Genomic DNA, 24,974 nt, shown 5'->3' with positions numbered 1-24,974 from the left:
GATGGCGCATGGCAGATTCAAATAACCAAACAAAACCTTATGAAATTGATGAACATCCTTTCGAGTTGCGACATGAAGTGAAACGCTTAAACAGTCGTCTTGATAAGATCGCTCACTCACTGGAAAAATCAGAATTCAAGGACATTCTCGACAACTATTCAGATCCGAAAAAAAGAATCATCACAAACCTGATGGCCGGTATATCTCGGGGACTTGGACTATCTCTCGGAACATTTGTAGTCCTTGGTTTATTAGGCTACATTCTTAGTCTTTTTCTTAATGTTCCAGTAATCGGAGAGTATCTTGGCGAAATTAAAAAATACATTGATGCTAATAGCTAACCGCAAGACTATCGATCTATTCCCCAACTATCGACCGCTTCCCCCGCTTGTCCGTCTAATCCTCTAGGTTGGACGGACAAGCGGGGGAATAAGTCTACAACAGTATACAAATAAAGGACATGCGGGTCTCCAGTCAGTGGAGAGAAGCATGTCCTTATCGTCGAAAATGTATACTACCCATACAGGAACTCAATAGGAAGAGTTGGCCATAATCTGCTTTAACTTCTCAGTGGCCCGCTTCTGTATGCGTGAAACGCTCATCTGTGATACCCCCAGCTTCTGGGCGATCGCCCGCTGGGATTGTCCATCTTGGAACGCTAACAGCAGCACCTGCTGCTCCTGTTCCTTCAATTGACCTAGTGCTTGTTGCAAATCCATACGTTTCTCTACGGTCTCGTAATCATTTGCGTCAGAGCTGATCAGCTCGCCTAGTGTAGCTCCTGTCTCCTCTTGAGAAAGGGGCGAGTCTAGGGAGACGTAATGATAACATTCTCTGCCCGCCAGTACTTCTACAGTTTCTTCAACAGACAAATCAAGATAATGAGCAATCTCATCCACCGCAGGCGAACGTTCCAGCTTCACTGTTAGTTCGTCAATCGCGTGTTGAACAAGTGCCCCCTTTTCTTTAATCCGTCTAGGTACCTGTATGTACCAAGATTTATCACGTAGGAAATTCTTCATATGTCCAATCATGCTTTTCATCGCATAGGGCTCAAAAGGGATTCCAAGGCTAATATCATATTGCTGTAATAACCGGATGAGCGCCATTTGCCCGACCTGATATAAATCCTCATACAAGTCGGGGCGGTTGCGAGAAATTTTTCCAGCAGCCATTTTTACCATAGGCTCATATTTCTGTATCAGCACTGTTGCGCGTTCATTATCCTTAGTCTGCTGATATTCCCAAATTTGGGTGACTGCTTCATTCATGGACTCGGGGGGAGTCACCTTATCACTCATACCTTTTCCTCGCTAAAGTTAAGGTGCTTCTTCAAAGTTACTACCGTCCCTCTTCCGGCCTCACTTACGACGCTCACGTCATCCATCAACGCTTGCATTAAGTAGAACCCTAAACCGCCGACCTGAACGTCACTCAACTCTTTATCATGCAGTGTCATACGCTCACTGGACGAGTCTTCCAAACCGTCAAAGCTCTCCCCCTCGTCTTTGACTGTAATGGATAAGGCACTTTCACCCACCTCAAAGATTACATCAACCATTCCGTCTTGTTGTCCATAGGCGTACAATACTGAATTGTTACACGCCTCTGATACAGCTACCTTCATATCTTCAATATCTTCGTAGGTGAAGCCCATTTTTGAAGCAATACCATATAAATTTAACCTAACAATATCCACATACTCTGCGCTAGCCGGCAGCTGAAGAATTACTTTTTGCACATCATCACTCATTCTTTGTTCTATCCTTTCCTAGTGGGAATTCTCTTGGGAGGCAAAAAACTTGGTAATACCAGTCATGTCAAACAGCTTCTGAATTTGGGGAGGAACATCCTCAACCATAAACTTAACGTCCATACCTTGTCTTGATTTCAGGATCGAAAGTAGAATACCAATACCCGTGCTATCGATGTATTTTAATTCTTTAAGATTTATTACTAAATCATGCTTCGTATCCCCTACAAGCGGCTCCATTACCAAACGGAAATCGGAAGCAACGGATAGATCAAGTTCACCATTCAGGAAAACCGTACATACATTTTCTTTTGTCTCTGTCTTAGCGTGAAACTTATTACTTTTATGCGTGTTCATAGACGATCTCTCCTGATAAATATTTTCTATATTAATAACCTCATAGTCCTACCTTTGAAACAAATAACATTAAAATATAAACTAGTAAATCTTGGGTTACGCCTGAAAAATAGATGTATCTGGTTCAACCATCCGATTATCGCTGCTAGAATACCGAGAGATAATCTGCTTAATACTGCTCATCTTAAGTGGCTTGCTGATATAGTCATCCATTCCTGAGGCTTTACAGCGATTCTGAATGCCATCCATGACATTCGCAGTCATTGCAATAATAATAGTCTTCTCAGCCGCCGGACCGCCTTCTCGACGGATTTGGGCGGTTGCCTCCAGGCCATCCATTACTGGCATTTGGAGATCCATAAAGATAAAATCATAGGGCTGCTTAAGCGCCATTTGCACAGCCTGTTTCCCGTCCTCAGCCATATCAGCTTCATAGCCGAGCTTATCTAGCATGCTAACCATCAGACGCTGATTGATAGGATGGTCATCTACAACAAGAATTCGGCTTCTGCTCTCCTGATTAAGAAGAAGATGAGGCGATTCCTCTTCTTGATAACCTCCTGTCAAATCTTCTCCAGGTACGGATGCTTGAATCGTAAAAATAAAGGTAGCTCCTTTTTGCTCCATGGATTCTACCCGTATTTCTCCGCCCATCATGCCTACAAGGGATTTACATATGGCTAAACCAAGCCCTGTCCCCCCGTATTTCCGTGTCATTGAAGAATCCAGCTGTGAGAACGGTTGGAATAATCGGTCGCATTTCTCTGGAGAAATACCAATCCCTGTATCCATGACCGTAAACTCGACTTCTACCTTGTGCCCAGATGTTTCTTTGATGGAAGCGACTAAATAGACACCGCCCTGATTTGTAAATTTAACTGCGTTAGCAATCAGATTAATTAATACTTGGCGTAGACGAGCCATATCTCCATATAAAAGTCTAGGCAACTTCTGATCGATAAAATAAGCGAGCTCCAGGTTCTTTTTTCCCGCTTCCACCGAAAAGAGGCTGAACACCTCTTGAATACATGTGCGAAGTTCGAACAGCTGCTCTTCGATTTCCATTTTACCGGATTCCATTTTGGTGAAATCAAGAATATCGTTTATAACCGTAATCAACGTGTCTGCACTTTTCCGAATGATCTCGGAATACTCCTTCTGCTCAGGAGCAAGGTCAGTCTCCATTAATAAATCAATCATACCCACTACGCCATTCATTGGTGTACGAATCTCATGACTCATCATAGCCAGAAATTCCGACTTCGCTTTGGAGGCGATCTCCGCCTCTTCCTTAGCCTTTACGAGCTCACTATTTATGATTTCCAGCTCTTTCGTCTTTTGCTGCAGCAGCATGGTCTGAGTCTGATGTTTTTTGCTCGTAATATACATCTCGACAAAACCTTGTATCTTAGACTTCAGAATTTGTGGAATGAAGGGTTTAACCATATAATCAATAGCCCCTGCAGAATAGCCCGCGAATAAATGCTCCGCTTCCTTACTATTCGCAGAGATAAAGATAATCGGAATTTCCTTTGTTTTTTCTCTGGCTTTAATCAACTTTGCGGTCTCGATCCCATCCATACCTGGCATCTGCACGTCCAGTACGATGACAGCAAAATCATACCTTAACAAACACCGCAGCGCTTCTTCGCCGGAGGTGGCTTTGACTAGCTCATAATGCTGGCTTTCAAGTACCGCCTCCAGCGCCAGCAGATTTTCAGGACGGTCATCTACTAGTAGTATATGAATTGGTTCTTGAAACCCCATAGGACCACCCTCCTTCATGCGTTATTTTATGTTACGGTATATTTTTTCTACTCTGTCCAAAGACTCATAACAATCGCTGTACTTCGTAAAGTGAATGGATTCTTTAGAGCCTAGAACAAGTATTCCAAAACGACTTAAACTTTCATGAAACAAGCCGTGAACATGATCACGCAGCTCATCATTGAAATAGATCATCACATTGCGGCAGAAAATAACATTAAACTCATTAAAAGAAGTATCTGTAGCTAAGTTATGCTCAGCGAATATAATGTTTTTGCGTAAATATGGCTGTAAAATAACCGAGTTATACTTCGCTGTATAGTATTCAGAGAATGCCCGGGTACCTCCCGCCTCCAAATAATTCTTAGTGTATTGCTTCATTCTGCTAATATCATAGACGCCTTCTTTAGCCTGCTGTAAAGAACGCTCATTCATATCTGTGGCATAAATCCGAGCCTTATCGTAAAGCCCTTCTTCATGAAGCAGGATGGCCATAGAGTATACTTCTTCACCAGTGGAGCATCCAGCATGCCAGATACGAATATAGGGATAAGTCCTCAACAACGGAACTACCTTCTGGCGAAACGTTAAAAATAACCCCGGGTCCCTAAACATTTCGGTGACCGGAATGGAGAGACTATAGACAAATCGTTCAAAACAGGCACGATCATGCAGCACCTTTTCTTGCAGCGCGGATATGCTGTGTACATTCTCCGCATGCACATGATGCCAGATACGCCGCTTCAAAGAAGGCAACGCATAATTCCGGAAATCATATCCATATAAACGGTGTACTCCATCAAGGAGCAGCTCGATCTCAATTTGCTCCAACTCGTCACTTCCTACCATAACGGGCTGCTCCTCATATCCGTGTTCTATCGCTTTCATTGTTATCCCGACTCCCTTATTAACACACCGTAATTCTAGTCATGTTAGTTCTTAAAAAGGTATTACCCCAAATTTGAGTTTACGAATACAACCAGACACGCATTAACGAAAGAAGTTGACCTGTTGCGATCGGTTTCTTCATATAATCAGAAGCTCCCGCTTCAATACATTTGGCGCGATCCTCTTTCATTGCTTTGGCGGTAAGCGCAATAATAGGCAGTTTCTGATATTGCGGCATTTCACGGATTCGGCGCATAGCTTCATATCCGTCCATTTCCGGCATCATCATATCCATAAGCACGAGATCAAAATCTTCTTGCTCTACCAGCATTTCCAGCGCTTCACGTCCGTTCTCCGCAAACTTCACTTCCATGTGGTATTCTTCCAGTACACTAGAGAGTGCAAAAACATTACGAATATCATCATCGACGAGCAGTATTTTCTTCCCTTCGAATAACTCTTCCTTGTTATGCAGCTTCTGCAAAATTTTACGTTTATCTTCCGGAAGATTGGCTTCTACCCGGTGCAAGAACAACGTTGTCTCATCCAGTAGTCGTTCCGGAGAACGAACATCCTTGATAATTATGGATTCAGCATACTTGCGGAGCTGTGTCTCTTCTTTGCTATCTAAATCCTTACCTGTATAAATAATAATAGGAAGATCGTTTAATTCCTCATCATCACGAATCTGATCCAGCAGTTCAAAGCCGTTCATATCCCCAAGCATAAGATCCAGAACCATACAATCATATCTCTGCTTGCGCAGCTCCATCAGTGCCTCATTGCCGGTTGATACCGCGGTAATAGCTACATCATCATGACCAATCAATTCCATAATGGAACGACGTTGAATCTCATCATCTTCTACAATCAGAAGGTACTTCACAGTGCTGGACGTATAGTTCTCAATTTGTGAGAAAGCCCGCTCCAATGCTTCTCTTGAAGATGGTTTTCTTAGATACGCCATAGCCCCCATCATCAATCCTTGCTTCACTTCATCGTTCACTGAGATAACATGAACAGGAATGTGACGGGTCTGAGATGCACTTTTCAGCTCTCTAAGAATGGTCCAGCCGTCCATTACAGGCAGCTGTATATCGAGAATAATCGCATCTGGCAAATAAGTTTTTGCCATCTGCAGTCCAATATCGCCTTGAAGCGCTACTAAGCCTTTAAATCTGCGACCACGAGCCATGTCTAGCAAGATTTTCGCAAAGCTTTCATCATCTTCTATAATAAGCAGGACTTTGTCATTCGCCGTCAAATTGTCACGGTCATCCTCAATTGTCAGTTGTGGAAGGGGTACGTTAACGGCTGCTGGCACTAAGGTTGGAAGCATGTCTCCAATATATTCATCATATGATGAATCCTCTTTGGACACAGCAGCTTCTATTTCTGCAGGTTGTTTACTGTAATTTGCCTTCACCGGCAAATACAAAGTGAAGGTACTGCCTTGTCCCTCACGGGATTCGAGCACAATAGCTCCACCCATTATACGAACCAATTCACGGCTGATCGACAATCCCAGGCCCGTGCCTCCATATTTACGGCTGGTTGTTCCGTCTACTTGCTGGAAGGCTTCGAATACAATATCTGTTTTGTCAGCCGGAATACCAATGCCACTGTCCTTCACAGCAATAGCAATATATTCATTATCACTCGGCAGATTTAGTGGCAAGAGATTAGTATCTGCCGGGCTAACTGAAAACTCGATAAAACCTTCGGTTGTAAATTTAAAGGCATTGGAAAGCAGATTTCTTAAGACCTGCTTCAACCGATGACTATCGGCAATTACGCTATCTGGCAGCGGCTCGTTAAAGGCTATCCGTAAGGAGAGTCCTTTTTTGAGCGCCTGTGGAGCAAAATTCTGCTTCACAAAGCTTTTCAGCTCAGTCAGTTTAATTTCTTCATGATTCAGTTCCATTTTTCCTGCATCAACCTTGGACAGGTCTAAAATTTCATCAATCATCTTAAGCAGGTCAGCACCTGACATATAAATCGTATGGGCAAATTCAACCTGCTTCTCCGTTAAATTACCATCCTTGTTCTCGGTAAGCAGCTGGGACAAGATCAGCAGACTGTTGAGCGGCGTCCGCAATTCATGGGACATGTTCGCCATAAATTCCGATTTATACTTACTAGTCACGGATAATTGCATAGCCTGTTTCTCTAGCTGAACCTTAGCATGCTCAATTTCATCTTTTTTCTCCTCAACCTCCTGCACTTGCTCCTCTAGTGCACGAGTCTTGGCGACGAGTTCCGTATTGTAATGTTCCAGTTCCTCCTGCTGACGTTGCAGCAGTTCTTCTGAACGCTTAAGTGCGTCCGTCTGCTCTTCCAAGTTCTCATTGGAACGACGCAGTTCTTCTTGCTGAGTCTGCAGCTCTTCTGACTGACATTGCAGTTCTTCCGTAAGTGCTTGTGACTCACGCAGTAATTTCTCTACAATCAGACGACGACTAATATTATTGAAAATAATGCTTAAATTATTCGCTAGTTGTTGCAGCAAATCATTTTTCAGACTGCTAAATGGCTGGAATGAAGCGAATTCTACTACACCGAGCAGCTCGTCTTCAAAAATAAGCGGATGAATGGAAATATATCCTGGCTGTGAATCCACAAAGCCGGATTTCACGGAGATATAATCTTCAGGAGCCCGCTCCAATCTGATTGGGTGCATATCAAGCGCACTTTGTCCTACGAGTCCTTCTCCAATCACAAAACCTTCCTTTGGTTTCTTATCGCTATCTACTGCATAATAACCACTGCTTCGCAGAAAATCGGGACGGTTAGCATCCTTTAAATATACTGCCCCAAACTGGGCTCCCAGCACAGGGGTGAACTCGTTAATAAAGGTCTGTGAGACCTGATCCAATGAGCTAACCCCCCGGAGAAGTTCTGTCACCTGAGCAACATTTGCATTCAGCCAGGATTGATCATTCTGCGCCTGTGCATAAGCCTGTTCCATTTGCTGTTTCTCTTCAAGATCTAACGCCATTTTCTTAAAGACAAGGGCAACCTCACCAATCTCATCTTTCGAAGTAACCTTTATACGCCTTATGGCCCGGATTCTGCCGTTGCCAAAGCTGGTAATCATCATCGAAACGACGTTAAGCCCCCGCGTAATGCTTGGAATGATCCAAAGAACAACTCCAAGTCCAAGTAGCAGACCCACAATCATCATCAAGATGACCATCTGAGTAGAGCTTTGGTAGGCATCTTTAGCTTTTGCGCTCTCTTCATTCATAATAAAGGCATTATAATCAGAGAGACTGTTCAGAGCATTTAACACGGCATTCTGAATCGCTTGTCCCTCTGTGTTAGAATACGTGCTGGCATTCTGGAAATAACCAGCTGATAGCAGCTTCAATATTTTTTCCTGATAATTTAGATAGATCGTATAAGAATCATCAATTTGATTAACGATCTGCATCTCTTCAGCGCTAGTCATTGATTCTTTTATTTTGTCGTAGTGCTCATTCGCCTTAGCTATTTTTTTATCAATCTCTTTTTTTTGTGATTCTACCGTTGATGTATCAGCGCTTAACATGGTCGTCGTTAATATCCGCGCCATATCATTCACTTCTCCACGCATACCTGAAGAAGAACGCCCCTTCATATATCTATCCTGGTAACCCTCAAGCTGACCATTCATATAATCCAAACGATCGTATCCAATCATAGTAAGTGCCAGCATAATCGCCAGCATCGCACTAAAACCAATTAAGAGTTTAGCCTTTATTTTCATCCTCATTCTGTTCCCTTCTTCAGTGAGATCCACACTATACATTTGTCATCGTCACGCTCTTTAGGAACATCAGCATTGAAAAAAGCAGCCCGTATAGTTTCTTCCTTCCATTCATGCTCAACATTTAAATGCTTAATCATAAACTTCAGCTGCTCTTCCTGTTCACCCTCAACCAGCTCCAGCAGACCATCTGTATAGAGAACCAAATGCCCTTCATCTTCGTAGGTCAAGCTCTGAGGCTGAATATCGATTCGTTCAAACAGGCCTACAGGGTGACAATTGCTTTCCAGCAAGACCGGAGTCTTGGCTGCGCCCTCAAAAAATAGCGCAGGTGGATGCCCGGCGTTAACGTAGTCAATACGCTTTATACGAGTGTCGATCACAAGATAAATCGTCGTAAAATAGTATTGAATCAGCTTTTTCTCAATATAAAGTTGGTTAAACCTTCGATTGAGTTCCTGAATTACCTTTTCCGGCTCTACATAAGTAGTTACCGTGTCCTTTAATACTGACGCAAGGAACATGCAAAAAAGAGATGATGATATACCGTGTCCCATAATGTCCAGGAGGATTACGCCATATCGGCCATCCCCGAGGGGATACCAGGCATATAAATCACCCGCCAATTCAGAGGAAGGCTGATAGATAGCATGCACCTCGAAATTCTCTTCCTGCAGGGGCAGGCTGAGTACAGCATTCTGCACGAGTGCAGCCAGTCTCAATTCCTCCTGAATCCGCTGATCCCGTTCCTTATGCCAATCTTTCTCACTTTTCAACCGCAGAGCAAGCCGAATCCGGGCCATTAGCTCCACTTTATTAATAGGTTTCGTAACATAATCTACTGCACCTGCATCCAGCGCTTCGGCCAATTTCTTAGAATCGCCTACAGCTGTAACCATTATTATTGGAATATCCTTAAGATGTTCGTATTGCTGCACAACACGACATGCTTCGATCCCATCCATTTCTGGCATCATCATATCCAGTAAAATCAGATCAATATCTGACATCCGGGGACGTCCATCTTCACTCCCAGAACCGATTCCAAGCCGTTCCAACATCTCTTTGGCAGAAGATGCGGTTACGAAATTTCGGTAATCTTCTTTTTTCAGGATTTCACGGATAATGATAACATTAGTCGGATTGTCATCCACGATTAAGATTCTCATCATCTTCACCTCACACGAATAGTATTACGACCGTAAAATTCTGCAAACCTACTAACTATATCATACGCTATTTTACAGTGTTATTTCTATTTTCATAATATGTAAATATAGTCATAGGATCAATTTACGTATTCAGCAAAGTAACCTCCAGCCCCACTATACCTAGTGGTTCTGGAGGTTACTCTATTCTAAAGACAGCCTATGTTTATTAACCAATTTGCTCAAATATGAAACACATTAGGAAGAAATACTATCAAATAAATCAATTCCTTCAAATTCACCCGCCAAATTTCGATATATTTTGAGTGCATTATTCCCTCTCATATATACATCCCCATCTTCAGCTATAAAATACGGTTTGCCCAAAGTATCTTGCAAATTATCTCTTACAGGATCGATTTCTACACCATCTACATGTAAACCAAACTGCCGTGCTTGCGGAGGTGAAACATGTACATAAAGTACCATCCCCTCGCCCACACCCACTGTCACATCTGCGTAGTGGTACTCCACCGTCTCTTGTAATGGATCATTTGTCACCGCAAGTGGATTGCCTTTGGCCAGAAACATTTCTTCCTTTGTGGCATATAAAGCAACACCTTGCAGAGAATCAAAGTCATTGATATATGGACTGGATTCTGAAGCATGTTCAAATGCGAGAACCGACTTAGGTTGTTCAATAAAAGTAGCGATAGGCGCCAACTGTGGAGACGCATCAAAGTATGGGAAAAGAAGACCAAATAAAAGGATCATCATGTTCATGTTGTGTCCCACCTTTCTTATCTGCAGCCACCGATTACAGAAGCTTTACTATCTTATGCTTAATGACGAAATTTCTTCCAAAGAGTTGCAGCTACGTCTACACCTTTTAGCACTGTAGCTATTTTTCCCGGTGACTTCTCAGTATAAATGGCATCATAGGAGTTAACAGTACGTTCTTCAGCAGGAGTTAGAGGAGCTTCTTTTATAGATACTTCCTTACTTTTCTCCTTCAGCTCACGCGATTTACGATATTTCTCGATCACTGTGACTGACACTTGTTTGACTGTTAAGGTTAGCTCATTCATAACATCACCCAGATTCTTAACAGAATCGATGACTGGGTCAATCTTCTGAATCTTATGCTGTACATCGGCAGTGATTTCATTTGCGTGTCTGACCGTCGTTTTCACTTCATAAGTAAGCTCATCCATCGTCTTCTGTACTTCCACCAAGGTTTGGCTGACTTTGTCGAGTGAATCCTTTGCCGACTTTAAGGTTTTAATTAAAAAGAAAACAAGTACTGCAAATGCAATTGCGACGAGAGCTACACTAAGTTCAATGATCATATTCATAACCCCTTCCATATCTCATAAATATCGGCTAATCAGCCTTGTATACTGCATAGTTACCCCTGCTCCCATAAGCCGAAACATCTTGTCGAGCGTTGTCAAGAGTCCCTCTTCCCTTTTGTTTCAAAATCAAAGTCCCCGTTTATACAATGACTACATTAATCAAAAAAGGATAGGTGATATGTAATGTTAAAATGGTCCGCAATACTACTTGTAGTCGCAGTAATCGCCGGAATCTTTGGTTTCTTCAACCTTGTAGCCGCCGCCGCTGGTCTTGCTAAGATCCTGTTCTTCGTCTTCCTGGTTCTGTTTGTAATTTCTCTCTTCACGGGACGCAGAGGTAGATCTATGTAGTAGCCCCTCATTTTAATGGTGTGACTGTCGTATCCCTCCCATATCTATCCATATATCTTATTCATCATGCAGAAAGTATAGGTCATTCCTGCACGGATGTCACTTGAGAAAATAAGAAATGTTGGATGGGTGGTTCATCACGCATCATTTACGTTTACTAGCATATTAGCAAACAGCGCTTTTGGAAAAAAATACATCCAACCCCTACTAGGAGGAACCAAACATGAAAAAAATCGCCAGCCTTACAGTAGCCTTAGGTCTTATGGCTTCCATTGCTGCTACAGCTTCAGCAGCTGAAGTAACTAACACTACTACGGATCCTGCAACCGTAACTGGAAGCACTTACAGCAATTCTTTTGAAACAATTATCACTCCAGCGGATATGATTCCAGCAACACCACAAATAGTGCTGACCGAGAAAACACCTTTCTACTTTTCCGTCGGAGGTATAATTCCAGCAGGCTGGCTTGGCGTTCAGACTCTTGATACAACAGGTGAAGTTATTTCGGACACTTGGGGTAATGAATGGAGAGAAATCTACACTTGGCTAGGAAAAGCATGGGTTAAGGTTCCTGTAACAGCCAATGTGATCTTACCTTAATTATCAATATGCGAAAAAAGGGTGTCCCAAGAGCCAGAAAAATGGCCGTTGGTACTGCCCTTTTTTTATGTGGAGAGTGCATATTCTGAACAGATAAAACAGGAAGAGCTACCCCCTCAGTAGAGAATTCTACTAAAAGGATAGCTCTCTTGCGCGTACGCCCGCCATCGTTCACCCGTCACAAACATGCGATGCTGTCGCTTCCTGCATTTTTCATATATTTAGCGAATGACCGAACCTCCGTAGAGAAAACGATTCATCCAAGAAGCGCTTAGTTTATCTACTCTTACCCCGCCTGAAGCTACGGAATAAGTTTGTAGAACTTGTCCATCTCCTAGATACATAGCAACATGCGATATTCTAGCTGTAGATTTGTCGATTCCCTCATAAGCAGAAGCAGAATTCCCCTTATAATCCATAAAGAACATTAAGTCGCCGCGCTTCAAATTGGAAATAGACGTAACCATCGTACTATTCGACTTCACCCAATCTCCTTGTTGACGGGAATCCGCCGGCAGTTTGAGATTCGCAGCATCCATAAAAATTTGCCGGATGAAGTCCGAGCAGTCAAAGGTTCTTGTATCATTTCTGCTGGAGCCATACTCATAAGGCGTTCCTAGATATCCCATGCCTGCAGCAATTACCCGTTCGATTTGGGCTGAAGCCCCCGGTGTTGTTATAGGCGGATTGGGTGTAGGTGTAGGTGTAGGTGTAGGTGTAGGTGTAGGCGTTGGTGTAGGCGTTACCGTTCCAGATCCCCCACCGTTTCCTGAAAGTGTACTATATTGATCACTTGAACTTATATATCCGATGCTACCATCCGCCGCTTTAACTTGATACCAGTAACTGTTAGGCTGTGCCAGAACTTCTACTTTTTCTCCCTTATTCAAAAGCTTCATTACTTTTCCGCTTGTTGAAGGTGAAACCCGAAGATTCACACCATACTTAATGGTGCCAGTTTGTGCCGATGGTGTCGTTACTGAAGCAGAGGATACGCTGATATACTTATCTCCTGCACTTGTATAACCCACTGAACCATCAGCCGTTTTTACTTGATACCAATAGCTGTTAGGCTGCGAAAGGATCTGCACTTGATCTCCCTTTTGCAAGTACTTCACTATTTCTCCGTCAGTAGAAGGGGTGCTGCGAAGGCGAACACTAGCCTCGATCACACCTGTTTGAACGGCTGAAGCTGCTGTAACTGAATTAGATGAACTTGAGGCTGCCGCTGCTTGTCCAGGAGCAGATACTCCTAAACCTGCAACAATTGCAGCAGATACTAACAAAGATGCTGTAATTTGCTTATGTGATTTGATCATACGTTCCCCCAAATTCCATGATGAGATTTCAATAAAGGATTGTACTACATTATTCCTTTATGCCCTCATTATAGGCTTGCCCGGGATTTGGAACATGCTCCAAATTTCACATATAATCATGCCACTTTATGGTAACATACAGGTCTAAAGTCTTGATTTCTCCTTGAATATGTGTGTTTTTTCCTTAATATAGCATTTTTAATTTATTTTTTAGGTTCCACGTGCACCTGCACATTCATAATATTATGCATTTTGCTCATTCTTTCTTCGATGGAATCACTTATTTCATGACCTTCCGTCACAGAAATATTCGCATCCACCTCCACTACAACATCCACATGCACATGATTACCATGAACCCGTGCCTTCACATCTTTAATCTCTTCTACTCCCGGCGTTCGAGCAATCGTACTGCGTAGATCCATCAATTTATCTTCATCAAAGCCATCGGTAAGCCGATAGGTCGAATCACGAAAAATATCCCAAGCAGTCTTGGAGATAATGAGTCCGACAAGAACAGCCGCTGCGGAATCAATCCATGGCAATCCAAACTGTGCGCCTACAATCCCAACTGCGGCTCCAACACTGACCATAGCATCAGAAAAATTATCCTTAGCCGCTGCCATAAGTGCCCCACTGTTAATTTGCTTGGCCAGTCTTTTGTTATATATATATACCCCCATCATAGCCACTGCACATACAATAGCCACCCCTGCCGACAAGAGCTGTGGCGTTTCTTTTGTACGATCGAAAAAGGACCGCACCGCCTCTACAATCACTTGAATGCCCACTACCGCCATGATAAAAGAAGCCAACAACGCCGCTACGGTCTCTGCGCGGAAATGCCCATAAGCGTGGTCAGAGTCAGGTGGCTTCCGCGAAATCCGTAAACCCACCAGCACAGCTATGGATGCCACGATATCTGTTAAATTGTTGACCCCGTCCGCTACGAGTGCGCTAGATGCAAATAAATAACCGCAAACCAGCTTGAATGATGATAGGATGAGGTAAGCCGCTATGCTAACCCAAGCTCCTCGTTCCCCTTTACGTATATCTTCGTAAATATCAGTCATCTTGGCTCCCCCTCTTTTTCCCCGATTATTTAAAATACGGAAAAGAATTCTTTCAATTATTCTTGCCCTTGTGGCAGCATTTAAAAACAATTAGAATAAAGTGTAAGGACTTGCTTCGAAGGAGGTTATCATAATGAGCGAAAGCAACGATAAAGGAAAAATCAACTTAGCGGAAGCTATCCGTAAAAAACTGGAGCAGAAGAAACAACAATCTTCCTCCAAACCTGGATCCACATTTCAGGCTGGTTCCGCCAAACCGCTAAAAAGCCAAAATAACAAAAAGCCTAACAACCAACGCCGTCGTACTGGCGGATCTTAGTATTTACTTATATTTAAACATAAACGGCTGCGAATCCCTCGGGGAAACGCAGCCGTTTATACGTTCGTCCTGCCTGATAGGATGGATTAGAACTCTTCAAATTCATAACTGATTCTCTTTATTGTACGATTAGTCAGCTGAAAACATGCGCTTTGGAAAACTCAAGGGCTAAAGACTCCCGTCTTAGAAGCCCCGCGTATACTCCCCGTAGAATTCTACTTGTTAATAACTTTTCAAAATCGAAATTATAAAGACAGCTACCCTGATCCTAAAAGGATTAGAGTAGCTGCTTCATGGGTTCCTTCCGCATAGCGGAAATTAAATATTATACTTCTACAGGATACATGCGCTGGCGCATTTCCTTAATTTCTGGATTCTCCAAATATTCATCGTAGCTCATGGAGCGGTCAATTACACCTGTAGGTGTAATCTCGATGATGCGGTTAGCAATGGTTTGGATGAACTGATGGTCATGGGAAGTGAATAGAATCGTGCCATCGAAATCGATCAGCCCGTTATTCAGTGCCGTGATGGATTCCAGATCCAAGTGGTTGGTTGGTTCATCGAACACAAGCACGTTTGCGCCGTTGAGCATCATTTTGGCCAGCATACAGCGAACCTTCTCGCCCCCGGACAGCACGCTTGCTTTCTTCAGTGCTTCTTCTCCGGCGAACAACATACGGCCCAAGAATCCACGCAGGAAAGTTTCGTCCTGATCTTTAGAATACTGGCGTAGCCATTCTACAAGATTCATTTCTACACCATCGAAATAGCTGGAGTTGTCTTTCGGGAAATACGCTTGAGTTGTAGTTACTCCCCATGTATATTCCCCCGTATCCGCTTCTTGCTCACCCATGATCACATCAAACAGCAGTGATTTAGGCTGGGAGTAAGGGCCCACAAAAGCAATCTTATCCCCTTTGTTTACTACAAAGCTGATTTCATCAAGAAGCTTTTCACCTTCAACCGCTTTGGACAAACCGCTGACTGTCAGCAATTGTTTACCCGCTTCACGTTCAGGTTTGAAGTTGAGGAACGGATATTTACGGTTGGACGGACGAATATCGTCCAGTGTAATTTTCTCAAGTTGTTTCTTACGTGATGTCGCTTGTTTAGACTTGGAAGCATTGGCCGAGAAACGCTGGATAAATGCCTGCAATTCCTTGATTTTATCTTCCTTCTTCTTGTTCGAATCACGCTGCAAAGCTTGCGCAAGCTGACTGGACTCATACCAGAAGTCGTAGTTGCCGACGTACATTTGGATTTTGCCAAAATCAATATCCGCAATATGCGTACATACTTTATTCAGGAAGTGACGGTCATGGGATACGACGATAACAGTACCTTCATAGTCCATGAGGAAGTTCTCTAACCAGCCAATAGATTCGAGATCCAAGTGGTTGGTAGGCTCATCTAGCAGCAGGTTATTTGGACGGCCAAACAAGGCTTGCGCCAAGAGTACCCGTACCTTTTCATTGCCGCTCAGTTCGGCCATTTTTTTGTCATGCAGTTCACGCATAATTCCGAGACCAATCAGCATGGCAGCTGCATCTGGCTCAGCATCCCAGCCGTTAAGCTCAGCGAACTCACCTTCAAGCTCCCCTGCACGCAGGCCATCCGCTTCTGTGAAATCAGACTTCGCATAAAGCGCGTCCTTTTCTTTCATAATTTCATAAAGACGTGTATGACCCATAATTACGGTCTCAAGTACTGGGAATTCATCATACTCAAAATGGTTCTGTTTGAGTACTGCGAGACGTTCGCCTGGTGTAACATGTACCTCACCGGTATTTGCTTCGATCTCACCAGACAGAATTTTCAGAAAGGTTGATTTACCGGCACCATTGGCGCCAATCAAACCGTAGCAGTTACCAGGGGTGAATTTTATGTTTACATCTTCAAAGAGAGCGCGTTTTCCGTAGCGGAGTGTTACGCCGCTTGTGCTAATCATTACGCATTACCATCCTTTTCACTTAGGGTTTCGGCTCATTATAGCATAAATAGAGAGCAAAAAGCCCGTAAAATAGCCTTTTCAGCTGTTCTCTCCAATACTAAAGTTATTCCAGCTGCTGTACAGAGGTCGCCAGTAAGGAGGAATTTTTTCAATTATTGTCCAGTTATGCGATTCTCGGGTTGTATAACAAGCGTTTCACCATAACTGAGCGTACGGATTCTTTCTTCAGAAATACCTTGTTTAAGCCGGGCACTTTCCATCCGATCCAGCGCTTCCCGGGCCGTATCATCAGCAAGTCTATAGGTGCCGTAATGCATCGGAATCATGGTCTCCGCTCCAACATCTACAAATGCTTGTATAGCCTCTTCAGGGGTTACATGCTGCGAGGTCATGAACCACTCCGGTTCATAAGCTCCAATCGGCATGAGTGCAACATGAAGCTTATAGCGGCTCCCAATCTCCTTAAAACCCGGAAAATAACCGCTATCTCCTGCGAAATACAGGTTTGGGGGCAGCTTGTCGCTATCCGATTCGATCGGCTGCAGAATATATCCTCCCCAATGCGAAGTATTCGTGTCCCAAGGCGTTCTCCGCGTCCAGTGCTGAGTCGGCACGAAGGTAAGCTTAATTTTACCTAGCGTATTTTCCTGCCACCATTCCATTTCTATGCAGTTGCGAAATCCTTTGCGGAGCATCTTTCGTTTCAAGCCTATAGGAACAACAAGGGTTGTCCCTGCTCTATATAATTTACGGATAGAAGCCATATGCAAGTGGTCATAATGAGAGTGCGAGATCAGAATCAGGTCAATGGGAGGCACTTCGCTGAGCGGAATCCCGGGTTGCCCCAATCTTTTCTCAAAGCCTAGTCTTCTCGCCCAGATTGGATCAGTAATGATATTCATCCCTTCATATTGAAGAAAAAACGTTGAATGCCCAATCCACGTAATGGTAGTCTCCAGCCGATTCTCCGCCAGATAAGCTAACCTCGGTGGCGTACTTGGCACTACATATGAATAATCTTTTTTCTTCCGTCGACGTTCCTCCCGCCACTTACGAAACTCTTTAAGTGTTTTATCGGTACTCACATTGTCGAGGTTATTGTAGCGAAATTTAACCATAGAGCACCTCATCTTTAGAAGTTTGCCGAGCACGCTTTACTTTAGCGAATATAATACAACTATATTGAACGGCAGAGTATTTTGCAAAATATACAAGTTACTTGGTAAGGGTGCGCCCTTTTTCCGCAAAATATCTAAGCACCCTTTTGTGTTTCACGCCAGAAATGAGATAATATGTGTATAAAGTATGGCGGTGCATATACCGTTCAAGGGGGAGCTACGTATGAAGATTACTTTTATTGAACCGACTCCAAGTCCAAATACGATGAAGCTTCATTTGGACGAAAGTCTGGAACCTGGAATCCGCAGAACCTATACACCAGAAAGTGAACGTTCCGCACCTGCCTGGGCACGCGAAATGTTAACGATACCGGGCGTTATTAGCATCTATCATGCTGCTGACTTTGCAGCGCTCGAACGCAAGGGCAATGCGGATTGGGCAGCGATTCTAAGAGAAGTCCAGAACCGCTTCGGCAACAGCGAAGGCTTAATTGACGATTGGAATCTTGCCGATGAGAACGCTGGCGCTCATTTCGGCGAAGCCCAAGTCTTCGTCCAGATGTTCCGCGGAATTCCGCTGCAAATCCGCGTTAAGACCGGCGCGAATGAAGAGCGCATCTCCTTAGCAAACCGCTTCACGAAGGCGGTTATGGATGTGGCTAGCGCCGTGATGATTAAAGAGCGTAAGCTCACTGATTACGGCGTGCGTTATGGCGAGCCCGCGGAGATTGCACGCGAGGTGGAGCAAGAGGTCGAAGCGGCGTATCCGCAGGAACGCCTCGACTCTCTCGTGCAGCAAGCCATTGCGCACGGCGCCGAAGGCGAGTTCGTCGAGCAGAGACGAACCCGCAGTCAGGATGAGCTGCTGCGAGACCTGAAGCATGAGGATTGGCGCGTGCGCTACGCCGCGCTGGAGGATCTTACGCCGACGGCGGAGCTCCTGCCGGAGCTTAAGGCGGCGCTGCACGATCCCAAGCTGCATATTCGCAGGCTTGCGGTCGTGTATCTAGGCGACCTTCGCACGCCCGAAGCGATGGAGCTGCTCTATGAGGCGATGGCAGACAGCGCGCCAGCCGTGAGACGTACGGCAGGCGATACGCTGTCCGACATCGGCGATCCTGCCGCCACGCCAGTGATGACGGCGGCACTGACAGATAAGAGCAAGCTTGTCCGCTGGCGCGCAGCTCGTTTCCTCTATGAGGTGGGCACATCCGATGCCCAAGAAGCGCTGTCGGTTGCGGCGGAAGATCCGGAATTCGAGGTTGGACTTCAGGCTAAAATGGCTTTGGAACGTATCGCTTCCGGTGAAGCAGCGGCGGGTACCGTTTGGCAGCAAATGTCAGAGCGTCGTCGCAGCTAACATTCCCTACCGGATTTTGTCATTGCTTGACTTGCGAACTTGCTTTATACTAATTCCTGTTGTTTATAAATGAATGAAGTAAAGATAGCCTCGTCATACTAAGATGAGGTAGAGGTCGCGGATATAAAGAGTACGCGCGTGGAGACGTTAGAGCCGTCTATGAATCGCGTCGAAAGGAATATCTGCCGAAGTCTGCACTGTCGCTCTTACAGCGGTGCAGGCTGGGGCCGTTGCCGAAAGGCACGGAACTGTCACATTGTATAACCTGCATAAGCAGCAGGTCATAATGTGTTGCGCTATCTTCACAGGGAGTATGATGCGGAGCTGTATAGATGGAAACCGCAGATATAGTCTGCGGTTTCTTTGCGTTTACAGAATTTGTATATTTAGTGTTTCCCCATAACCTTATGGAGACCACCAAATACACTCTCCCGCTCTGCGGGAGGAAGCAGCTCAGCACTCCCCGTTCATGAATTGAAAGATTAGATCATAAGGAGTGTCAAATCATGCAGGGCAAGCAGCAAAATCTAGCACAAGGCAACGTAAGTAACCCGCCTGAGCTAAAAAAATCATTTAAAGCAAGGCATTTGACTATGATTGCGCTTGGAGGATCTATTGGTACTGGACTCTTCCTGGCCAGTGGTGGCGCTATCGCTTCAGCCGGACCCGGTGGTGCACTTCTAGCCTATACGGCTGTTGGTGTTATGGTTTATTTCCTCATGACCAGTCTGGGAGAGCTCGCTACCTATTTACCGGATTCCGGCTCATTCAGCACTTACGGCACGCGTTTCGTCAGCCCCGCTTTTGGGTTCGCCATCGGCTGGAACTTCTGGTATAACTGGGCGGTTACGATTGCAGCAGAATTGTCTGCCGCCACCGTCATTATTAAATATTGGTTCCCGGACAGTCCCTCCTTTCTCTGGAGTCTCGTGTTCCTGCTGCTGATGTTCGGTCTTAATTTCCTGTCTGCTCGTGGATACGGAGAATCAGAATATTGGTTTGCCATTATCAAAATTATTACTGTTATCGCCTTCCTTATTGTCGGAGTTTTGATGATTTTCGGAATCATGGGCGGAAAAGCCGTAGGCTTCAGCAATTTCCAGATCGGGGGCAGCTCGTTCCACGGTGGCTTCTTCGCTTTCGTCGGTGTCTTTATGGCTGCGGGATTCTCCTTCCAAGGCACCGAGCTAATCGGTGTTGCAGCAGGTGAGAGTGAGAACCCTCGCCGTAACGTACCTATTGCTATTCGCCAAGTCTTCTGGCGTATATTAATCTTTTATATCCTCGCTATACTAGTAATCGGAATGCTGATTCCTTACACGAATCCAGATCTGCTGCGCGGTGGTATTGATGATATCGGAGTCAGTCCGTTTACGATCGTATTTAATAAAGCAGGACTTGCTATTGCCGCATCCGTCATGAATGCTGTCATTCTCAGCTCCGTATTGTCAGCCGGGAACTCGGGAATGTACGCCTCCACCCGCGTCCTGTACGCTATGGCTAAGGATGGAATGGCTCCACGTGCTCTAGGCAAGCTTAATCGCCGCGGTGTTCCTGTTGGTGCTTTGCTCGTGACCACAGCCGTGGGTATGTTAGCCTTTTTAGCATCATTCTTTGGTGATGGTGCTGTATACAACTGGTTGCTTAATGCTTCCGGTATGTGTGGATTTATTAACTGGCTCGGCATCGCTGTCTGCCATTATCGTTTCAGACGCGCCTTTATAGCTCAAGGTCATTCCCTTGATGAGCTGCCTTACCGGGCTAGATGGTTCCCGTTTGGGCCTATATTTGCCTTAGTACTTTGTACGGTAGCCATCCTTGGCCAGAATATGGGTGCCTTCTCAGGTGGAAACATCGACTGGTACGGTATTGCCGTTTCCTATATCAGCCTGCCATTATTCGTCTTGATTTGGGCCGGCTATCGCTTCTTCCGCAAGAGTAATATTATTCCTTTGGATAAATGCGATCTTAGTACTCACCCAGAATAAATAGACTCCTCAAAAAGGGATATCCAGAAGCCTGAAAGGCTGCGGGATATCCCTTTTTATATAAATCAATCTAGTATATTCAACTCCTGATTTTACTTAGCCCTTTGCCTATTCCCAAGTCACATACACTTTTAGATCACCCGTATTATCAAAAGAAGTGCTAGAATAAGACACTTCCTCTAGTCCAAGTTTATATAACTCCTGTAGATCATTCTTCAGCTGGGTTCCACTACCGTCATAACGGAATAATAAAGATCCCTCTCCTGAAGCGACAGCCTTATTCGCCAGCTGAATTAAATCTGCTGCTGAACGTACAATCCGTTCCTCGGCATACAGCTCATAATTAAGGTCCTTCTGAAGTTGCTTATACACCCCGGCGCTCTGTCCTCCACGCTCTACAAGTGCTGACAAGGTCTTATAATAGGCAACCGAGGCTGCCGGATAAGACTTCGTCCAGCTATGGTCCTGACGCATTTGGGCATCAGTCTTCAAGTAATACGCGGTGCTTACTACGCCGGCTTTATCAGGTGTCGGGTCATCCCAAGTTGTGTCGAGATGATACCATCTCCCTTCGAGCAGCACTAGATTCCAAGCATGAGACTGGCTGCGTCCTCCCGGCTGTTTTGCAGTGCCCTCAACGATTTTATTACTGAATCCCGCTTCCTTGAGCAGCTTATAGGTCAACAGCGAATACCCTTGGCAAACGGCACTGCCACTCTTCAGGCCTTCATAAGCCGTATATTTACGATAAGAGGTATCATACTTCAGACGCAGCACCACCCAGTCGTGGATAGCCTTAACCTTCTGATGATTATTCATGCCCGGTGTAATGATCTTCTTGAGCGTTGCCTTTACTTCTTTATTCACAAAAGCGGTCTGCTCCAGCGTTTCCAAGTATTTCACTTCTACCGTAACCTTTACAGAGCTTTTGCTCCCTCGATAAGTGTATCCGTAGCTGTCTATGATGTAATACAAATAGGGATCGCTATTCATCGCTTGATCTAGACCCGTTTGTATCTGTGTTTTTAAATTCGAGGTTTTCCCCTCATAAGTAAAAGTGATAGTCTCTCTACGATTATTCATCGCACCGGTTAGCTTCTGGGCAATTTCACTCACAGAACGAACGGTCGGTGAAGTCGTGGCCGCATAAGCATGCCCCCAGGTCCAATACAATGTCGGGGGAATGGCTGCGCAAATAATCACTCCTCCAAGAATGACTTTTGCCAACGTGAAGCGTTTTTTCCACATAATTATTCTGATCCTCCGGCTCCTACAGACTTATTCAAAACCCTCCATTTAATAGATAATGAAGACTTGGGCAAAAAAAGACTGTTCTCTGTAGAATAATTCTACTCTGAGAACAGCCTCTAAGCCAGATCAATATGAATTATTTCTTTAGGGGTGTAATGAGATAGGTCTCTCCTATTACTGTTTCAAATTCCAGCCCCGCTCCTTCAATCTGTGTACCATCAGGTTTTTGAATGAGCAAAGGCTGGTGTTGAACAATTCTGCAGGATCGGCCATGAGTCGAGGTAACCTCTGCCCTAGTTAAACAGCCCCCGCTCCATTCTATAGTCATGACAAAGCCACCACGTGCCACCAACCCTTTCACGCTGCCTTCAGACCATTCCTCTGGAAGAGCAGGTAATAGTTCCAGACCCTCCTGATGACTCTGCAAAAGCATTTCTGCTATTCCGGCTGTAGTGCCGAAGTTTCCATCAATCTGAAACGGAGGATGATTTCCGAACAGGTTCGGCAAACTGGAATCTTGCAAAATGCGACGTAGACAGCTAACCGCACTCTCGCCATCCTTCAGACGCGCATAAAGATTAAGCAACCATGCTGCGCTCCAGCCTGTATGGCCACCTCCGTGTTCTATGCGTTTCTTCAGTGTTAAGGCTGCCGCCTCCGCTAGCTCTGGTGTGGAGGAAGGGCTAATTACGTTCCCAGGGTACAGGTCATACAAATGAGAAACATGACGATGCCCAGGCTCTTGTTCAGCAAAATCCTCATTCCATTCGCGGACAGTTCCGTCCGGTGCGATCCCTTGGTGGGCAAGCTGTTTCTGTTTCTGCATAAGCTCCTGACGCAGCTCTACATCGGTATTTAAAATGTCAGCAGCCTGAATGCAGTGCTTGAACAACTCAGCGATAAGCGATAAATCCATAGCTGAGCCAGCCGAGACACTGCATGGTGTGCCGTCAGCAGTCAGAAATACATTCTCTGGCGAGGTAGACAAACCTGTCGTCCATCTTCCATCAGGCAGCTCTACTAGCCAATCCAGACAAAACAATGCGGCTCCCTTTAGTATGGGATAAGCTGTGCGCAAATAGTCCTCATCTGGACGAAAAGCGTAACGCTCCCATAGATGGCGAGAGAGCCATACCCCGCCCATCGGCCAAAAAGCCCACATCGCCTTACCGTCTGATGGAGAAGTCATCCGCCACAAATCGGTATTATGGTGTACTGTCCAGCCACGTGCGGCATAATGAATACTCGCTGTACGGCTGCCAGCCACGCTAAGCTCCGTGATAAAATCTATTAAAGGTTCATGGCATTCGCCCAATCCGCATAACTCGGCTGGCCAATAATTCATTTCGGTGTTGATATTTGTCGTATAATTGCTGTTCCATGGTGGCTGAATATAGGGATTCCAAATACCCTGCAGATTCAGAGCTTGCGTCCCCGGCCGTGAGCCAGCAATCATCAGGTAGCGGCCATACTGGAACAGCAACGCTTCCAGTTCAGGATCTGCCTGTCCTTCGCGGTATTGTACCAGGCGCTCATCAGTCGGAAGCTCTCCTCGGGAAGCAGCAGATGCAAGCGTCAACTCCACACGGTGGAACAAGGATTGATGATCCTCTAAGTGGCGTTGCTTAAGCTCTGCGTATCCTTTAGAGGCTGAAGCTAACTGCACTAGGCACAACTCCGCTGGCAGCTTGCCACCGCTTCCCGGCATCCGGTCATACCCGGCATAATCGGTTGCCGCAGCCAGACGAAGGGTAATGGAGTGCGCGCCAGAAATCAACAGCGAGCCGTTCTCCGCTACACAAGTCCCACCTTCCGTCTGGATCTCCATAACCGCAGCAAAACTTATGCCAAGCCCTTCTTCATATAATACGGCACGCGGGTGATCCCCTACGTAGTTATCAGCCACATGCGACGGGGCACGGCCAGTCATAATCAGCATGCCATCCGGAGTAATCTCCGAGTTGAAAGGATGTGGTGATGCCAGATCCGCCCAGAAATCTGGGAGAGTAGCTTGGCCCTCCCCCCCCTCAGCACGGATATGAAGAGCTATAATGTCATCCGGTCTGCTGGCCAATACTTCACGTACGATCCTTACACCACCGGCAGTATAGGTTACCGTAGCCAACGCCTGATCCAGATCAAGCTCTCTCCGGTAATCCTCTACAGGACCTGCAAAATTAAACTTCAATCGCAAATCTCCAAGCGGTTGATAGGATTCCGTCCGGCTGCCTAACATTTTGGCGTCCACCAGTGCTTCTGCTTCCTTGTATTTCCCCTCTGCAACTAGCTGTTTAGCTGGAGCCAAATGCCGCAGTGCCTCATAGTTGGCTTTATCCCGCGGGAAACCTGACCATAGAGTGTCTTCATTTAATTGAATCCGTTCTTCTTCGATTCCACCAAAGACCATGCCGCCCAGCCTCCCGTTACCTACGGGCAGCGCCTCTTCCCATACAGCCGCCGGCTGCTTGTACCATAACTCATGCCGTCCGGAGTTCTTGCTCTCTCCCATGTATATTCCTCCTGTCCTGTTATTACCGGTGAAAAGCAATCAGCGGGAGGCCCGGACTTTCGTTCGGACTTCCCGCCATCTTCATGCTTTTATTGGATTAGACGAAATTTAATAA

Annotated in this window: 21 protein-coding genes and 1 riboswitch; of the genes, 6 read left to right on the top strand and 15 right to left on the bottom strand. The window is 45.3% G+C overall.

The genetic code is table 11. The features are described from left to right. The first annotated feature begins 8 nt into the window (after nucleotides 1–8). Nucleotides 9–341, top strand: a complete 333-nt coding sequence (locus tag MHH49_RS13710) for a DUF5665 domain-containing protein (protein ID WP_036680215.1) — start codon at nucleotides 9–11, stop codon at nucleotides 339–341. A 189-nt stretch (nucleotides 342–530) separates the two neighbouring features. On the opposite strand, the gene MHH49_RS13705 is transcribed toward MHH49_RS13710, so the two are convergent. From MHH49_RS13705 to MHH49_RS13665, 9 genes are all read right to left on the bottom strand, one after another. Continuing rightward, nucleotides 531–1,301 (bottom strand): sigma-70 family RNA polymerase sigma factor, encoded by a 771-nt coding sequence (locus tag MHH49_RS13705; protein WP_036680216.1) that lies wholly within the window; start codon nucleotides 1,299–1,301, stop codon nucleotides 531–533. Continuing rightward, the gene (gene rsbW / locus MHH49_RS13700; protein ID WP_036680217.1) at nucleotides 1,298–1,753 is read right to left on the bottom strand and encodes an anti-sigma B factor RsbW; all 456 of its coding nucleotides are present in this window, start codon (nucleotides 1,751–1,753) and stop codon (nucleotides 1,298–1,300) included. Before rsbW ends, MHH49_RS13705 begins: the two co-directional genes overlap by 4 nt. 18 nt (nucleotides 1,754–1,771) lie before the next feature. Then, nucleotides 1,772–2,110, bottom strand: a complete 339-nt coding sequence (locus MHH49_RS13695) for an STAS domain-containing protein (protein WP_036680220.1) — start codon at nucleotides 2,108–2,110, stop codon at nucleotides 1,772–1,774. Nucleotides 2,111–2,206: 96 nt separating this feature from the next. Continuing rightward, nucleotides 2,207–3,877 carry a response regulator gene (locus MHH49_RS13690; RefSeq protein ID WP_036680222.1) on the bottom strand — a complete coding sequence of 557 codons (1,671 nt, stop codon included), beginning with the start codon at nucleotides 3,875–3,877 and terminating at the stop codon, nucleotides 2,207–2,209. A 21-nt stretch (nucleotides 3,878–3,898) separates the two neighbouring features. Next, nucleotides 3,899–4,765, bottom strand: a complete 867-nt coding sequence (locus MHH49_RS13685; RefSeq protein ID WP_051491113.1) for a CheR family methyltransferase — start codon at nucleotides 4,763–4,765, stop codon at nucleotides 3,899–3,901. 79 nt (nucleotides 4,766–4,844) lie between these two features. Beyond that, nucleotides 4,845–8,513, bottom strand: a complete 3,669-nt coding sequence (locus MHH49_RS13680) for a response regulator (protein ID WP_076179364.1) — start codon at nucleotides 8,511–8,513, stop codon at nucleotides 4,845–4,847. Nucleotides 8,514–8,515: 2 nt separating this feature from the next. Continuing rightward, the gene (locus MHH49_RS13675) at nucleotides 8,516–9,682 is read right to left on the bottom strand and encodes a SpoIIE family protein phosphatase (protein WP_076179350.1); all 1,167 of its coding nucleotides are present in this window, start codon (nucleotides 9,680–9,682) and stop codon (nucleotides 8,516–8,518) included. 237 nt (nucleotides 9,683–9,919) lie between these two features. Then, entirely contained in the window at nucleotides 9,920–10,444 is a 525-nt protein-coding gene (locus MHH49_RS13670) for a hypothetical protein (RefSeq protein WP_051491114.1), read from the bottom strand. A 59-nt stretch (nucleotides 10,445–10,503) separates the two neighbouring features. Continuing rightward, complete coding sequence (locus MHH49_RS13665; protein WP_076146325.1) at nucleotides 10,504–11,010, bottom strand: DUF948 domain-containing protein; 507 nt, start codon at nucleotides 11,008–11,010, stop codon at nucleotides 10,504–10,506. A 189-nt stretch (nucleotides 11,011–11,199) separates the two neighbouring features. Between MHH49_RS13665 and MHH49_RS13660 the strand changes: the two genes are divergently transcribed. Together MHH49_RS13660 and MHH49_RS13655 are read left to right on the top strand one after the other, a co-directional pair. Beyond that, nucleotides 11,200–11,367 carry a DUF1328 domain-containing protein gene (locus tag MHH49_RS13660; protein ID WP_036680225.1) on the top strand — a complete coding sequence of 56 codons (168 nt, stop codon included), beginning with the start codon at nucleotides 11,200–11,202 and terminating at the stop codon, nucleotides 11,365–11,367. A 223-nt stretch (nucleotides 11,368–11,590) separates the two neighbouring features. Next, nucleotides 11,591–11,968, top strand: a complete 378-nt coding sequence (locus MHH49_RS13655; protein ID WP_036680226.1) for a hypothetical protein — start codon at nucleotides 11,591–11,593, stop codon at nucleotides 11,966–11,968. A 221-nt stretch (nucleotides 11,969–12,189) separates the two neighbouring features. Here the strand turns inward: MHH49_RS13655 and MHH49_RS13650 are convergent, their stop codons facing one another. Beyond that, on the bottom strand, nucleotides 12,190–13,287 hold the full coding sequence (locus MHH49_RS13650; protein WP_076179351.1) for a C40 family peptidase: 1,098 nt from the start codon (nucleotides 13,285–13,287) through the stop codon (nucleotides 12,190–12,192). Between the two features lie 203 nt (nucleotides 13,288–13,490). After that, on the bottom strand, nucleotides 13,491–14,360 hold the full coding sequence (locus tag MHH49_RS13645; RefSeq protein WP_076104192.1) for a cation diffusion facilitator family transporter: 870 nt from the start codon (nucleotides 14,358–14,360) through the stop codon (nucleotides 13,491–13,493). Nucleotides 14,361–14,493: 133 nt separating this feature from the next. Here MHH49_RS13645 and MHH49_RS13640 point away from each other — a divergent pair, with 133 nt between their 5' ends. Then, nucleotides 14,494–14,679 carry a hypothetical protein gene (locus MHH49_RS13640; protein ID WP_036680230.1) on the top strand — a complete coding sequence of 62 codons (186 nt, stop codon included), beginning with the start codon at nucleotides 14,494–14,496 and terminating at the stop codon, nucleotides 14,677–14,679. 325 nt (nucleotides 14,680–15,004) lie between these two features. Here MHH49_RS13640 and MHH49_RS13635 read toward each other — a convergent pair whose 3' ends face one another. Both MHH49_RS13635 and MHH49_RS13630 read right to left on the bottom strand, forming a co-directional pair. Next, a complete protein-coding gene (locus MHH49_RS13635; RefSeq protein ID WP_076179352.1) occupies nucleotides 15,005–16,630 on the bottom strand; it encodes an ABC-F family ATP-binding cassette domain-containing protein in 1,626 nt (541 codons plus the stop codon). A gap of 155 nt (nucleotides 16,631–16,785) precedes the next feature. Beyond that, nucleotides 16,786–17,751 carry an MBL fold metallo-hydrolase gene (locus MHH49_RS13630; RefSeq protein WP_076104191.1) on the bottom strand — a complete coding sequence of 322 codons (966 nt, stop codon included), beginning with the start codon at nucleotides 17,749–17,751 and terminating at the stop codon, nucleotides 16,786–16,788. Between the two features lie 223 nt (nucleotides 17,752–17,974). Here MHH49_RS13630 and MHH49_RS13625 point away from each other — a divergent pair, with 223 nt between their 5' ends. Both MHH49_RS13625 and MHH49_RS13620 read left to right on the top strand, forming a co-directional pair. Continuing rightward, the gene (locus tag MHH49_RS13625; RefSeq protein WP_076142234.1) at nucleotides 17,975–19,111 is read left to right on the top strand and encodes a virulence factor; all 1,137 of its coding nucleotides are present in this window, start codon (nucleotides 17,975–17,977) and stop codon (nucleotides 19,109–19,111) included. A gap of 101 nt (nucleotides 19,112–19,212) precedes the next feature. After that, nucleotides 19,213–19,418, top strand: a riboswitch (Lysine riboswitch). A 199-nt stretch (nucleotides 19,419–19,617) separates the two neighbouring features. Then, nucleotides 19,618–21,099: an amino acid permease gene (locus MHH49_RS13620; RefSeq protein ID WP_076179353.1), complete on the top strand. Its 1,482-nt coding sequence runs from the start codon at nucleotides 19,618–19,620 to the stop codon at nucleotides 21,097–21,099. 108 nt (nucleotides 21,100–21,207) lie between these two features. Here the strand turns inward: MHH49_RS13620 and MHH49_RS13615 are convergent, their stop codons facing one another. Both MHH49_RS13615 and MHH49_RS13610 read right to left on the bottom strand, forming a co-directional pair. After that, nucleotides 21,208–22,347: a transglutaminase domain-containing protein gene (locus tag MHH49_RS13615; RefSeq protein WP_076185435.1), complete on the bottom strand. Its 1,140-nt coding sequence runs from the start codon at nucleotides 22,345–22,347 to the stop codon at nucleotides 21,208–21,210. Between the two features lie 139 nt (nucleotides 22,348–22,486). Then, nucleotides 22,487–24,859: a glycoside hydrolase family 95 protein gene (locus MHH49_RS13610; RefSeq protein WP_076179355.1), complete on the bottom strand. Its 2,373-nt coding sequence runs from the start codon at nucleotides 24,857–24,859 to the stop codon at nucleotides 22,487–22,489. Between the last annotated feature and the right edge of the window lie 115 nt (nucleotides 24,860–24,974).

Origin of the sequence: Paenibacillus sp. FSL F4-0122, assembly GCF_038002845.1 — a bacterium.
Lineage (GTDB): Bacteria > Bacillota > Bacilli > Paenibacillales > Paenibacillaceae > Paenibacillus_AQ > Paenibacillus_AQ odorifer.
The sequence above is the reverse complement of the archived record's forward strand: the minus strand, read 5'-3'. Positions and strand labels throughout refer to the sequence as shown.

Bases quoted from the DNA above. Each gene is read 5' to 3' on its own strand.
- MHH49_RS13640 (WP_036680230.1), top strand. From the start codon at position 14,494: ATGAGCGAAAGCAACGATAAAGGAAAAATCAACTTAGCGGAAGCTATC.
- MHH49_RS13645 (WP_076104192.1), bottom strand. From the start codon at position 14,360: ATGACTGATATTTACGAAGATATACGTAAAGGGGAACGAGGAGCTTGG.
- MHH49_RS13615 (WP_076185435.1), bottom strand. From the start codon at position 22,347: ATGTGGAAAAAACGCTTCACGTTGGCAAAAGTCATTCTTGGAGGAGTG.
- MHH49_RS13625 (WP_076142234.1), top strand. From the start codon at position 17,975: ATGAAGATTACTTTTATTGAACCGACTCCAAGTCCAAATACGATGAAG.
- MHH49_RS13610 (WP_076179355.1), bottom strand. From the start codon at position 24,859: ATGGGAGAGAGCAAGAACTCCGGACGGCATGAGTTATGGTACAAGCAG.
- MHH49_RS13680 (WP_076179364.1), bottom strand. From the start codon at position 8,513: ATGAAAATAAAGGCTAAACTCTTAATTGGTTTTAGTGCGATGCTGGCG.
- MHH49_RS13635 (WP_076179352.1), bottom strand. From the start codon at position 16,630: ATGATTAGCACAAGCGGCGTAACACTCCGCTACGGAAAACGCGCTCTC.
- MHH49_RS13710 (WP_036680215.1), top strand. From the start codon at position 9: ATGGCAGATTCAAATAACCAAACAAAACCTTATGAAATTGATGAACAT.
- MHH49_RS13655 (WP_036680226.1), top strand. From the start codon at position 11,591: ATGAAAAAAATCGCCAGCCTTACAGTAGCCTTAGGTCTTATGGCTTCC.
- MHH49_RS13630 (WP_076104191.1), bottom strand. From the start codon at position 17,751: ATGGTTAAATTTCGCTACAATAACCTCGACAATGTGAGTACCGATAAA.
- rsbW (WP_036680217.1), bottom strand. From the start codon at position 1,753: ATGAGTGATGATGTGCAAAAAGTAATTCTTCAGCTGCCGGCTAGCGCA.
- MHH49_RS13620 (WP_076179353.1), top strand. From the start codon at position 19,618: ATGCAGGGCAAGCAGCAAAATCTAGCACAAGGCAACGTAAGTAACCCG.
- MHH49_RS13675 (WP_076179350.1), bottom strand. From the start codon at position 9,682: ATGAGAATCTTAATCGTGGATGACAATCCGACTAATGTTATCATTATC.
- MHH49_RS13695 (WP_036680220.1), bottom strand. From the start codon at position 2,110: ATGAACACGCATAAAAGTAATAAGTTTCACGCTAAGACAGAGACAAAA.
- MHH49_RS13690 (WP_036680222.1), bottom strand. From the start codon at position 3,877: ATGGGGTTTCAAGAACCAATTCATATACTACTAGTAGATGACCGTCCT.
- MHH49_RS13665 (WP_076146325.1), bottom strand. From the start codon at position 11,010: ATGATCATTGAACTTAGTGTAGCTCTCGTCGCAATTGCATTTGCAGTA.
- MHH49_RS13705 (WP_036680216.1), bottom strand. From the start codon at position 1,301: ATGAGTGATAAGGTGACTCCCCCCGAGTCCATGAATGAAGCAGTCACC.
- MHH49_RS13685 (WP_051491113.1), bottom strand. From the start codon at position 4,765: ATGAAAGCGATAGAACACGGATATGAGGAGCAGCCCGTTATGGTAGGA.
- MHH49_RS13660 (WP_036680225.1), top strand. From the start codon at position 11,200: ATGTTAAAATGGTCCGCAATACTACTTGTAGTCGCAGTAATCGCCGGA.
- MHH49_RS13670 (WP_051491114.1), bottom strand. From the start codon at position 10,444: ATGAACATGATGATCCTTTTATTTGGTCTTCTTTTCCCATACTTTGAT.
- MHH49_RS13650 (WP_076179351.1), bottom strand. From the start codon at position 13,287: ATGATCAAATCACATAAGCAAATTACAGCATCTTTGTTAGTATCTGCT.